We start from the raw sequence: 12536 nt of genomic DNA, 5'->3' as shown, positions 1-12536 counted from the left end.
AAGCCGACCCGTCGCTGCATGGTCTCCGGTGAGGGCGCATTAAGCCGAAGATCATGCGGGCCTCGGTATCTATGTGGAAAGGTGTATGGCCCCAGGGCCTGATTCTGCCGCGACGCCGGCAGGACATCCTTCGCCAGCTCCCCTATCACAAGCACCATCGTCGTTCAGGCGAAATTGCTGATGCCTGGTCGGTTTGTGAGGCGGTGTTGTAGACAGGACACAGCATTGCTTGAAAAGTGGATTGGAACGAAGGATAGCATTGCCCATCCTGCAGAAGTCCTGGCAGATATTCAGGAAGCGTTGAGGTGGGGCCGCGGGGGAGGGGAGGCAGGGCGTGCGAGGTCTGATTTGCCTCCGTGGCGAATCAACCTCAAGGGAGTTGGACAATTTTGCGGGTGCCGGCCTGCGTTCCGGGGCTTGGAGAGGATATTCGGCAGACGGCAGGTCTTGAGATCGCTGTCAATCTAAGATTGCAGTGCGACGCACGTCAAACCCCGAGCGGCTGCCCCATAGGGCTTCCGTCGATATTCTTCAATAAAAACAATGTATTAGGAAAGTTGGTCGGAGTGAGAGGATTCGAACCTCCGACCCCCTGCTCCCGAAGCAGGTGCGCTACCAGACTGCGCTACACTCCGTAACCTGAAAACACAGGGCTTTTGCCTCTCCAGCCGATTGCGGTCAAGCCAAAACAGCAGCGACCGGGTGGGCGCATGGAGATGACAATCGTTCAACTCGCGGAACGGCCATTCCCGTTAAAATCACGCAGGCGTGACGCCGTCATTGCGGTGCAGCAGGTGAGCGGATATATGGTCCCCCGCCGGTCAATGGGGCGTAGCCAAGTGGTAAGGCAGCGGATTTTGATTCCGCCATTCCCAGGTTCGAATCCTGGCGCCCCAGCCAGCTCAGGCGGGGCCGGAATTGACGTTCAAGGCTCGCCCGCCAGCTCTTCCTTGAGCTTCTGCAGGATGTCGCCGACTTGGCGCTTGAGCCGGTTGTTCTTGGCGGCGCGTCCTGCCGCGGCGCGAATCTTTTCGAGCGCGTCTTCCTGCTTGGCGATGCGCTTCTTGAGCTCGGGCGCCGGATCGACCGGCGCTTGCGCCTGCGCCTCCTCGCCCGGCTGGGGCGCGGTGGAGGCGAGCACGGGCTCGACCTTGGGTGGCTTCATCTTGTCGATCAGGTGGTTCATGCCCTCCAGCGACAGATTGCTGTCATCGGCAAAGTAAGTGAGGATGGAGAAGGGCGCAGCCTGGGTCTTGTTGGCGTCGCTCACGATCGCCCCGATATCGAACCAGCCAAAGCCGGCACCGGCGGCGATCTTGCTCAGCCGGTCCTTCTGGGCGTCGCGATTGGGAATGCGTTCGCTGAGCTGCCCTTTGCCGCGGGTGAGCTGCGGCGCCACATTGTAGATGGTCGGCGCATAGACGATCGTCGTCTTCGCGATCGATTCATTCTGCGCCAGATTCTTCAGCCAGGCGATCACTTCCTCCGGCGTGCCGTATTTGCGGCCCGAATCGAGATCCTGCTCGGCATAGACATAGATGAGCTCGTCGATCTGGCCTCTATAGCGTGGCACTTCCTTGTTCAGGTTACAGATCACCTGTTCGGCCGTGCCATGGGGGATGGCGAGCGTGACATATTGGCGGGCATCGTCACGCGCCTGCAGCCTGGAGGCGAGCGTGTTGGCATCATCGAGCGGGGCGCTGAAGGCGAAGGCGCCGCCGGCCACGATCACCTTGCGGGGCAGGTCGGTGGCGGGAAGCGTCGTGCGTTCGCCCAGCGCATTGGTGGTGAGTCCGTGTTGGCCGTAGCCATATTCCTGGAAGAACAGGGCAAGGTCCGAGGGAACCCTGGTGCTGCGGTCATGATAGGCGACGATCGGATCGAGCGGCTCGAACAGATTGGAGCGCAGGAACAGCGAAGTCTTGTCCAGATTGGCCTTCGTTCCCTCGCATTCCCGGTTGCTGGTGGTCAGCCGGGCGCTCTCAGTCCGGGTTTGCGGATAGGGCGCATTGTCCAGGCTTATGCCGGCGGCGACCATTTTCGGGATCAGCGGCTTGATCTGGCTTTCATCGGTGATGACACCTGAAAACTTGACCGGGTCCTGCTCGTAATAGGTCGACAGGCTGTCCCACCCGACCGACAGCTGGCCCCAGCTGGTGGACATGATATTCTGCCAGCCCAAAGCGACGATAAGAATAAGAGCAGCACTCAGCGCTACGAGCGCACTGCGTAACATTCCAGGCCTCCTCCGACCGCGGGCGGCCCGCTTGGTGATCTCCGCAGTTCCAATGCCGCCGCCGCCGTCATTCGCCTGCCATTATAAACCGAAAGCCTTCGCCTGCTGAACCCGTTTCTGGCCGCAGGCGACACTACGCTTCATCCCGGTTTGCTGTTCCTTCATGGCAGGGTCATGGCGAAGCCGGCTGTATATCTGAGGTGGAATGCTGCTAAGAGAGCGTCCCGGCACCACATCGAGCCCAGACAGCATTTGCCATGACGCCCGGCATTCCTCCCCGCATCATCCTGACGGCATTGGCCCCATTCGCTCTGGGCTATCTGCTGTCCTATCTGCTGCGGGCGGTGAATGCGGTGGTGGCGCCCGATCTGGTGAAGGACCTGGAGTTGAGCCCGGCGGAACTCGGGCTCCTGACCTCGGCCTATCTTCTGGCTTTCGCGCTGTTCCAGTTGCCGCTCGGCGTCCTGTTCGACCGCTACGGGCCGCGCCGGGTCCAGGCGGCCCTGCTGGCGCTTGCGGCCATGGGCTGCGCGTTGTTCGCGCTGGCCCCCGGCTTCATCACGCTCTTCCTCGCCCGCGCCATCATCGGCCTGGGCTTCGCCGGCGGCCTCATGTCGGGCTTCAAGGCGACCTCGCTCTGGGTTCCGCCCGAACGCCGGGCGCTCGCCAATTCCTGTATCATGTCGATGGGAGCGCTCGGCATCATCGGTGCAACCGAGCCCACCGAATATCTGGTGAGCGAGATCGGCTGGCGCGCCACCTTCGTCGTCTTTGCCGGCCTGGTTCTGGCGGTTGCGGCGGTGATCTTCACCTTCGTGCCGCGCCGCGACGGCGAACGTTCCGCCGCCAGCTTTGCCGGGCAATTCAGCCAGCTGCTGCGCATCCTGAAACTGCCGCTGTTCTGGCGCCTGGCGCCGTTCCTGGGGCTGACGGCCGGCGTCCAGATCGGCATCCAGACCTTGTGGGCGGGACCCTGGTTCCGCGACGTGGCGGGCCTCGACCGCGACCAGGTGGCGCGCCATCTTCTGTGGATGGCGGTGGCCTTCATGATCGGCATATTGTCGGGCGGCCTCGTGGCCGACCGGCTTGGGCGGCGCGGCATCAGCCCGCTCACCGTCATGCTCGGCTATCTGATCTGCTATCTCCTCGCCCAGGCCATCATCGTGCTGCGCATTCCGGAGGCGAGTTTCGTCGCCTGGCTGGTGCTCGCCGCCACCGGACAGTCAGGCATCCTCGCCTTCCCGTGGTTTGCCGCCCGCATCGGCAATGAGCTCGCCGGCCGTTCCAACGCCTCGATCAATTTCGCCATGTTCGTTGCCGCCTTCGCAGCCCAGGGCATGATCGGCATGATCATCGGCCTGTTCGCCCCGACCGCTACGGGCTATGCGCCGGAAGCCTATAGCTGGGCCTTCGGCTTCTTCCTCGCTTTGCAGGTGCTGGCTCTCGGCTGGTATCTGTGGGCGCGTGATGTGAAGGAATCCGCCTATGCCTAATCCCGTCATCGCCGAAGTGACCCGCGGCGGTACTGTCGAAAGCCGCCATACCGGCGCTTACGCCGTGGTCGATGGCACGGGCAAGCTCATCGCTTCGGCCGGCGACATAGATCGGGCCATATTCCCCCGCTCGGCCATCAAGGCCTTCCAATGCCTGCCGCTGATCGAGAGTGGTGCCGCCGACCGCTTCGGCTTCACGCCTGAGGACCTGGCACTTGCCTGCGCCTCGCATAATGGCGAGGCAGGCCATGTCCGGGTGGCGCAGGGCATGCTCGCCAAGGCCGGCGGGAGCGAGGCGCAATATGAATGCGGGGCGCACTGGCCGCATGAAATGGCCGACCAGCATGAACTGGTGCGCCATGGAGAGAAGCCGCGCGCCATCCATAATAATTGCTCGGGCAAGCATGCCGGCATGCTGGCGCTCGCCCGACACCTCGACGCGCCGGTGCAGGGCTATACGGGCATCGATCACCCGGTCCAGCGCGCGGTCGCGCGTGCCATGGGCGAGATCTGCGATGTCGATCTCGCTGCCCAGCCGCATGGCACCGACGGATGCTCGGTACCGACCTGGGCGATCCCCTTGCGCAACCTGGCGCTGGGCTTCGCCCGTTTCGGGTCGGGCACCGGCCTGAGCGATGCGCGCAGGGACGCATGTCGCCGTATCATCGAGGCGGTGCGCGCCCATCCTTTCATGGTGGCGGGCAGCAATCGTTTCTGCACCAAGGTGATGGAAGCCGTTCCGCGCGCCTTCGTGAAGACGGGCGCCGAAGGCGTGTTCTGCGGCGCGATCCCGCATGCAGGCCTGGGGATCGCGCTCAAATGCGATGACGGCGCGCACCGCGCCTCCGAGGCGGCGACGGCGGCAGTCCTCGCGTCATTGCCGGTCTGGACGGAGGCCGAAAGCCGGGCGCTTGAAGGCTTCGCGGCGACCGATCTGCGCAACTGGCGCAAGATCCATGTCGGCGACGTCCACGCGGCTATCTGAGACTCGTTTCCGCCTGAAGCCCTTCGACGAATTCCTGCCGAACGGGCGGTAACCTCAGGTCACGCTGTTGCCGCTGACCTTGAGATTGGCGGGCACGATGGCATCACCGAGCGCGAGATCGCCGGTTACGGCATTGGTATAGTCCATGCCGATGATCCCTTGCGGCGACTGCGCGATCATGTTGCCGCTGATGGTCATGGCACCCGCTCCTTTGCTCACCGAGAGCGTGATCGCCGTGGGGCATTGGCGGACGAGGTTGCCGGTGATCAGGATGTTGCGGGCATAGGCGCCCCAGCCGGCGGTGATGCCCACATGCGATACGGCCTCGACCACATTGCCTGTGACGATCGTATCAGCCTCGACGCCGATGCCGAGGCCACGTTTGTCGGGTTGCGATCCGCCGCCGGTGATGTCGCGGATGACATTGTTGGCGCACACAGCCAGCCTTCCGCCCTCATTGAAATTGGTGATTGATATGCCGGTGGCTGCGGTCTCGACGAGATTTCCGGACACGACAGCGCCGTCAAAGGCGAATTCGACATAGATCGCCGTCTCGTAAAGCCGCGAGCAGGAATTGTTGACGATCTGGCAGTTGCGCCCGGAATTGTTGCGGATGGCACTGAAGGCGCAGTCGCTGATGCGATTGCCACTGACCGTCACATTGCCGGCCCGGAACACCACGACGCCATTGCCGTTCTGGCCGGTGCCGCCATTGTCGAAACGCACGCGCTCGATCCTGTTGCCGGTGACGATCGTTCCGTCCTGGCGCTGATCGCTGGTCCACACCTGGATGGCGTTATTGCCGATATCGGTGATGTGGTTGGAGGCGATCTCGAGCCCGGTCGAATCGAGCGCGAAGATGCCGGTCATGCCGACATCACCGATGCGATTGTGAGCGATCCGTCCCGAGCATTGCCGCAGCTCGAGGCCGCTACCGGCGAAATTGCGGAAGGCGCAGTTCACGATCGTCAGGCGTTCGCTCGTCTGCGCAGCGACCAGTGCTGCGTCGCGCTCCGCCGCATCGCCCGATCCTTCGAAGCCGATGCCGTCGAGCACGACATCCGTGGCCTCGATGGTGAAAATCCGTGTGCCTTTCCGGGTGACCAGCTTCGTCTGGCCGGCGACGCCCTGGATCACCACCGGACGGTCGATGCGCATATCCGAGATCTGGTAGCGTCCGCCGGGCAGCAGCAAGGCGAGACCGCGCTCGGACGCCTTGGCGACCGCCTTGCTCAAGGTCGCCGACTGGTCGGCAGTGCTGTTGGGCTTGAGGCCGAATTCCGCGGCCGAGAGCGAGGCCGGCGCAGAGGCGGCGAGAGCCGGCCCGGCGCTGACGGTGCCCGCGGCCAGAACCGGCGCTGCGGACATGAAGATACGGCGTGAGAAATCCATTTTGGCACAGTCCTCGCGGAATCACGCATTAACCGTGCAATCCCCGTGCCGAGGGAAGTCTGCGGCGACGCATCAGTGCGTCAGATGCTTTTCGAGCGCATCCAGGTAACGACGGACAGCCGGTCGCTTGCTGAATTCACGCCACCTTGGGTCTGCCTCAAAATCCTCACGCCAGGAATGAAAACCCCCGGCGCGTCCAGCGGCAGCCAGGATCGCGGCAATATCGAACGCATGCAGATGAAGGTGATTGCTCGACGTTGGCTCCGTACATTTCTCAGCCAGGATCTGAGGATCGCAGTAGAGCGAGAATTCCGGGACGATCTTCGCAATAGCGATCCTCATCGTCTCTGGAAGATACGTCCCGAGCCACTCAATGTTGTCCGAGACGAGAGGACTACGTTCGCTGAAGAAGTTCGTGTCGCCGGTCACCGAAAAATTTGCTATGCAATAGTCTGCCTCTCGCGCGGCCTGGATAGCCGGTGTAAACGGAACCGAAGGAGGATCGGCGACCGCATGCTGCAACTTCCGCAGCTTTTGGGCCTTTGGCCAATCAACTGAAATGAAATAGCTGGCAAAAACGTTGCCGCTGCCACTTTGCTCAAGCCTATATTCAAGCAGCAGAGTCAGTTCTCCTCTCCGCTTCAACTCTAAAGTTAGATCTGCTTGCGATTGATCACTGTGCTTTTTCAGAATGGGCAGTTTGTATCTGGCTGCGGCGACTTCCAGCCCTGTGAGCAAGATTTTGACGGCGCTCACTCCGCCGCCTTCTGGGCATAGCCAAGCCGCTCATTGAGGCGCTCCAGGAGCTTCTGCGCCGCTTCGGGAATGACGGTGCCGGGCGGGAACACCGCGGCAGCACCAGCATCGAGCAGCGTCTGCACGTCTTCCGGCGGAATGACACCGCCGACGACGATCATGATGTCTTGGCGCCCGAGCTGGTCGAGAGCGGCCTTCAGGATCGGGATGTGGCTCAGATGGCCGGCGGTGAGCGAAGAGACGCCGATCACATGGACATCGCTCTTCGCCGCGAGCTCGGCCACTTCCTCTGGCGTCGAGAACAGCGCGCCGACCTCGACGTCGAAGCCCATGTCGCCGAAGGCGGACGCGATCACCTTCTGGCCGCGGTCATGCCCGTCCTGGCCGATCTTGGCGACCAGGATGCGGGGCGGCTTGCCGTCGGCTTCGCGGAAAGCGGCCACCGAACGGCGCGCTTCCTCGAGCCGCTGACTGCCTTTCGCCGCGGCCTCGTAGATGCCCTTGACGGCGCGGCTCTGGGCGGCATGCCGGCTCCAGGCTTTCTCGAGCGCCAGCGAGATTTCGCCGACGGTGGCCTTGGCGCGCGCCGCATCGACGGCAGCCGCGAGGAGATTGCCGTCACCGCTCCTGGCGACCAATGTCAGCTGGTCGAGCGCCGATTGGCAGGCTTTGGGATCGCGCTCGGCCTTGAGTCTTGTGAGCTTCTCGATCTGGCGCGCCCGCACCGCCGAATTATCGACCTTCAGGATCTCGATCTCGGCATCCCTGCCGCTCACATATTTGTTGACCCCGACGACCGTCTGCTCGCCGGTGTCGATGCGCGCTTGCGTCCGGGTCGCTGCTTCCTCGATCCTGAGCTTCGGAATGCCGGCTTCGATGGCCTTGGCCATGCCACCCATTTCCTCGACTTCCTCGATATGGGCCCAGGCCTTTGCCGCCAGATCGCCCGTCAGCCTCTCGACGAAGAAGCTGCCGCCCCACGGATCGATGACCCGGCAGGTGCCCGCTTCCTGCTGCAGGAAGAGCTGGGTGTTGCGCGCAATGCGGGCGGAAAAGTCGGTGGGCAATGCCAGCGCCTCGTCCAGCGAATTGGTGTGCAGCGATTGCGTGCCGCCCTGCGTCGCCGCCATCGCCTCGATGCCGGTGCGCACCACATTGTTGAACACATCCTGAGCGGCAAGGCTCCAGCCCGAGGTCTGGCAATGGGTGCGTAGCGACAGCGACCGCTCATCCTTGGGCTCGAAGCGCTTGATGAGCTTCGCCCACAGCATGCGGGCGGCGCGCATCTTGGCCACTTCCATGAAGAAGTTCATGCCGATCGCCCAGAAGAAGGAGAGCCTGGGTGCGAAGCGGTCGATATCGAGGCCGGCGGCGATGCCGGCGCGCACATAATCGAGCCCGTCGGCCAGCGTATAGGCAAGCTCGAGATCGGCGGTCGCGCCCGCTTCCTGCATGTGATAGCCCGAGATCGAAATCGAGTTGAATTTCGGTATCTTCTCGCTGGTATAGGCGAAGATGTCGGAGACGATGCGCATCGACTGCCGGGGCGGATAGATATAGGTGTTCCGCACCATGAATTCCTTGAGGATGTCGTTCTGGATCGTGCCGGAGAGCTTCTCCGGCGAAACACCCTGCTCCTCACCCGCCACGATATAGAGCGCCAGCACCGGCAGCACCGCGCCGTTCATCGTCATCGACACGCTCATCTTGTCGAGGGGGATGCCGTCGAACAGCGTGCGCATGTCATAGATGGAATCGATTGCGACTCCCGCCATGCCGACATCGCCGGCGACGCGTGGATGATCGGAATCATAGCCGCGATGGGTGGCGAGATCGAAGGCGATCGACAGGCCCATTTGCCCGCCAGCCAGGTTGCGCCGGTAGAAGGCGTTCGAATCCTCAGCCGTCGAGAAGCCGGCATATTGGCGGATGGTCCAGGGCTGCGTGACATACATGGTCGGATAGGGCCCGCGCAGGAAAGGCGCGATGCCCGGCCATGTCGCAAGGAAGTCGAGGCCCTTTGTGTCGGCGGCCGAATAGGATGACCTGACATCGAGCCCTTCCGGCGTCTGCCAGACCGCTGCCGCGGTTGGCGAAGCGCTCGCGCGGAAGTCGACTTTGGTGAAATCCGGGATGCGGCTCACTGCGCCCCTCCCTCAGCCTCGAAGAGTTCGGCGAGACGGTGGCCGTTTACAGGTCTGCCCGGCGCGACGTCTTCGATGGCGGCCGGCATTCCCAGCAACGACCTGTAACGGGTCACGCCGATGATGGTCTCGGTCATGCCTTGGATGCGGAACAGGCGCTGCTGGCGCTTCTCCGCGATGAGCGTGGCGACATGCCCGCTTTCTATGGCAGCGAGGATGCCGCCGCGTTTCTCAATATCCTGGAACAGGCTCCAGGCGGCCTCGCAGAAGCTGCGGGTCAGGTGCTCGATGTAACCCGAGCCCGATGCCGGATCGCTCACCCGCCAGAGCTGCGATTCTTCCTGCAATATCGTCTGCGTGTTGCGCGCGATGCGGCGGGCAAATTCATCGGGAAGCCCCTGGGCCAGCGAGAAGGGCAGCACGGTGATCAGGTCCGCTCCACCGAGGCTTGCGCCGAAGACGGCGGCGGTGCTGCGCAATATATTGGTATGGGGATCCTGCGCCGTCATCATGCGCCAGGAGGTTTCGCCATGGATCTGCAGCGCGTCGGCTTCGAGGCCCGATGCCGCGAGGACGCGCGACCACAGCAGTCGCAAGGCACGGAATTTCGCCAGAGTGGCGAACATGTCCTGGTCGGCGGCGAGTGCGAGGCCGACCGCGCGCTTGAGAATCTCGCCGGGAAGCTTGTCGAGCCGGCGCAGATAGGCGACGCCGGTCGCGAGCGTCAAAGCGAGTTCCTGCACCTCGCTGGCGCCCGCATCATGCCAGACGATTCCTGAGGCCTCGGCGAAAGGCCCGGTGAAATGCTGCTCGCGCAACAAGTCGACGGTCTGGCGGAGGTCCATCGGCACGCCGATACCGATCGGATCGAGTCCGAAAGAGAGCGTCAGCCTTTCCGGATCGATGGGCTGCGTTGCGATCCATTCTGCCAGCGCCAAGGCCGCCGACGCGCCGTCGCGACCGGCCGAGACGCGAAGCGCGATCGCATCGACCCTGATATCGGCAAGGAGGCGGCCAAAGCTCTTGCGATCGGGCGCCGCGAGGCCGAAGCCATGTGCGGAGGAAGCCTCGCCGAAGATGATATTGAGTCCCGTCGCACCGTGATTGAGGTCTTCGAGCGCCTGCTTGTTGGCTTTGCCGGCATCGGGATGATCGACGCGCTGCATCACCGTCCAGGGCGTCTGCTCGCGCCGCCGCGCTTCGGTGGATTTACCCGTGCCATAGAGCGGACCAATGGCGATGCCGTCCGCTGTCTTCGATGTAAGCCGTTTCTCGAAATCGGCGCCCTTGAGCACAGCCTCGACGCGCCGGCGCCAATCGCTCTCGCCCGCCGCCGGAAATTCGGAAGCGATCGGGAGCGTGTCAGACATAGCCGCCAAGGCCCGGAATGGAGCTCGCCACCTGCTTGACGAGATCCTCGCCCGCCACTTCCTTCGCATAAGTGAGCGTTTCGGAGCCGAGCTGCTTGATCTGGTCCATATTGAGCCCGGCCGCCTGCAACTTGGTGATGGCCGCGAGCGGCCCGCCCATGAGGCCGCCACCCAGCATGCCGAGCAGCCCGCCGCCCCGCGATCCATCGCCGCCATGCTTGCGCGCCAGCTCATCGGCGCCCGGCAACCTGGCGAACAGCTCGCCCACCTTCTGCTGGTTGCCCTGCGTCTTCACCAGCGACAGCATGATGCCGACGGCCTTTTCGGCGCGCTCGGGCTGAAGTCCGGTCTTGGTCACAATTCGGGCAATCAGCTCCTGCATGGGAACTCCGGCAAGTTTGAACTGGCCAGCGTTTTATAGCAGATTGGTTCAACTGCAAGCCGCATATCGCGGGGCTTTTTGGGAAGCAGGGGGACTCTTTGACGATGGCTGATAATACGATCTTTCTGGGCAAGGCCGGCAAGCGCGAGGAGCTCTTCCTGCCCATGGCCAATCGCCATGGTCTCGTGACTGGCGCCACCGGCACCGGCAAGACCGTAACCTTGCAGATCATGGCGGAAGGCTTCTGCCAGGCGGGCGTCCCGGTCTTCGCGGCCGACGTGAAGGGCGATCTCTCCGGCATCTCCCAGGAAGGAACGCCGCAGGATTTCCTCATCGAGCGCGCCAAGAAGGTCGGTTTCGACGATTACGGCTTCGCGGCCACACCGACGATCTTCTGGGACCTGTTCGGCGAGCAGGGCCATCCGATCCGCACCACCATTTCCGAGATGGGGCCGTTGCTGCTGTCGCGCCTCATGGGCCTGACCGATGCGCAGGAAGGCGCGCTCAACATCGCCTTCAAGATCGCCGACGAGGAAGGCCTTGCTCTGCTCGATCTCAAGGATCTGCGCGCACTGCTCTCCGATCTCGCCGCCCGCGGCAAGGAATTGCGCACCGACTATGGCAATCTCAACGCCATGACCATCGGCTCGATCCAGCGCCGACTGGTGGTGATCGAGGAGCAGGGCGGCGACAAGTTCTTCGGCGAGCCGGCGCTCGACATCAAGGACCTGATGCGCACCACGCGCGACGGCCGCGGCTATATGAACATCCTCGCCGCCGACAAGCTGATGTCCTCGCCGCAGCTCTATGCTACGTTCCTCCTGTGGCTGCTGTCGGAGCTCTTCGAGGAGCTGCCCGAGGTCGGCGATCCCGATAAGCCGAAGCTCGTCTTCTTCTTCGACGAGGCGCATCTGCTGTTCACCGATGCGCCGGCCGGCCTGCTGCAGAAGATCGAGCAGACCGTGAAGCTCATCCGCTCGAAAGGAGTCGGCGTCTATTTCGTGACGCAGAATCCGCTCGACGTGCCGGAAAGCGTGCTGGCCCAGATGGGCAACCGTGTCCAGCACGCGCTGCGCGCCTATACGCCGCGCGAGCAGAAGGCGGTGAAGACGGCGGCCGATACTTTCAGGCCCAATCCGAAGTTCAAGACCGACAAGGCGATCACCGAGCTCGGCAAGGGCGAGGCCCTGGTGTCCGTGCTCGATCTGAAGGGCGTGCCCACCATGGTCGAGCGCACCTTGATCCGCCCGCCCGAAAGCCGCCTGGGCCCGATCACGCCGCAGGAGCGCGAGAAGCTCATCAAGTCGTCGCCGGTCTATGGCCAGTATGACGAGGCCGAGGATCGCGAGTCGGCCTATGAGAAGCTGATCCGGCGCGCCAATGAGCGGGCCGCAGCGCAGGAAAAGGCAGCGGCCGAAAAGCAGGCGGCGCGCGAGGCGCGCGCCCCGCCCCGCCAGCGTGAATCGGCCACCGATCGTTTCATCAAGAACGTCGCCGGCAGTGTCGGCCGCCAGCTCGGCTCGATGGTGGTGCGTTCGCTGGTGCGCGGCATCCTCGGCGGGTTCACGCGCCGCTGAAATACGAGGAATTAAAGGGGTTTACAGGGGAGAGGCTCTCAGCTCAGAGAATTCCACAAACCGCAAGAACAGGGGGTTTATCTCCGACATTGTTCCTCCGCCATACGCGGCAAGTCCGGCAGGAGGCGCATGTTTCGATGTTGGAATTCTCCAATCTCATGGTCATGCCCAGGATTGCAGGAACAAACCGCCTGATGCGGT

At 63.3% G+C, this 12536-nt stretch carries 9 protein-coding genes and 2 tRNA genes; 4 read left to right on the top strand and 7 right to left on the bottom strand.

Annotated elements, in window-relative coordinates; genetic code table 11:
- Window positions 1-558: 558 nt before the first annotated feature.
- Window positions 559-635 (bottom strand) — tRNA-Pro (locus tag DT068_RS25295).
- Between the two features lie 190 nt (window positions 636-825).
- On the opposite strand from DT068_RS25295, the gene DT068_RS25290 reads away from it, so the two are divergent.
- Window positions 826-900, top strand: a tRNA-Gln gene (locus DT068_RS25290).
- A gap of 25 nt (window positions 901-925) precedes the next feature.
- Here DT068_RS25290 and DT068_RS25285 read toward each other — a convergent pair.
- Window positions 926-2236, bottom strand: coding sequence for a hypothetical protein (locus DT068_RS25285; protein ID WP_162914442.1), 1311 nt, complete (start codon window positions 2234-2236; stop codon window positions 926-928).
- A 257-nt stretch (window positions 2237-2493) separates the two neighbouring features.
- Between DT068_RS25285 and DT068_RS25280 the strand changes: the two genes are divergently transcribed.
- Both DT068_RS25280 and DT068_RS25275 read left to right on the top strand, forming a co-directional pair.
- A complete protein-coding gene (locus DT068_RS25280; RefSeq protein ID WP_119392683.1) occupies window positions 2494-3729 on the top strand; it encodes an MFS transporter in 1236 nt (411 codons plus the stop codon).
- Window positions 3722-4714 (top strand): asparaginase, encoded by a 993-nt coding sequence (locus tag DT068_RS25275; RefSeq protein ID WP_119392682.1) that lies wholly within the window; start codon window positions 3722-3724, stop codon window positions 4712-4714. The genes DT068_RS25280 and DT068_RS25275 overlap by 8 nt, the downstream gene beginning before the upstream one ends.
- A 54-nt stretch (window positions 4715-4768) precedes the next feature.
- On the opposite strand, the gene DT068_RS25270 is transcribed toward DT068_RS25275, so the two are convergent.
- From DT068_RS25270 to DT068_RS25250, 5 genes are all read right to left on the bottom strand, one after another.
- Complete coding sequence (locus DT068_RS25270) at window positions 4769-6106, bottom strand: TIGR03808 family TAT-translocated repetitive protein (RefSeq protein ID WP_119392681.1); 1338 nt, start codon at window positions 6104-6106, stop codon at window positions 4769-4771.
- A 72-nt stretch (window positions 6107-6178) separates the two neighbouring features.
- On the bottom strand, window positions 6179-6862 hold the full coding sequence (locus DT068_RS25265; RefSeq protein ID WP_119392680.1) for a hypothetical protein: 684 nt from the start codon (window positions 6860-6862) through the stop codon (window positions 6179-6181).
- A complete protein-coding gene (gene scpA, locus DT068_RS25260; protein ID WP_119392679.1) occupies window positions 6859-9006 on the bottom strand; it encodes a methylmalonyl-CoA mutase in 2148 nt (715 codons plus the stop codon). The genes DT068_RS25265 and scpA overlap by 4 nt, the downstream gene beginning before the upstream one ends.
- A complete protein-coding gene (locus DT068_RS25255; protein WP_162914441.1) occupies window positions 9003-10376 on the bottom strand; it encodes a methylmalonyl-CoA mutase subunit beta in 1374 nt (457 codons plus the stop codon). Before DT068_RS25255 ends, scpA begins: the two co-directional genes overlap by 4 nt.
- A complete protein-coding gene (locus DT068_RS25250; protein ID WP_119392677.1) occupies window positions 10369-10758 on the bottom strand; it encodes a DUF2780 domain-containing protein in 390 nt (129 codons plus the stop codon). Before DT068_RS25250 ends, DT068_RS25255 begins: the two co-directional genes overlap by 8 nt.
- 104 nt (window positions 10759-10862) lie before the next feature.
- Here DT068_RS25250 and DT068_RS25245 point away from each other — a divergent pair, with 104 nt between their 5' ends.
- Complete coding sequence (locus tag DT068_RS25245; protein WP_119392676.1) at window positions 10863-12335, top strand: helicase HerA-like C-terminal domain-containing protein; 1473 nt, start codon at window positions 10863-10865, stop codon at window positions 12333-12335.
- Window positions 12336-12536 lie beyond the last annotated feature (201 nt).

The sequence above is a fragment of the Taklimakanibacter lacteus genome, assembly GCA_003576695.1.
Classification (GTDB): domain Bacteria; phylum Pseudomonadota; class Alphaproteobacteria; order Rhizobiales; family Aestuariivirgaceae; genus Taklimakanibacter; species Taklimakanibacter lacteus.
The sequence above is the reverse complement of the archived record's forward strand: the minus strand, read 5'-3'. Positions and strand labels throughout refer to the sequence as shown.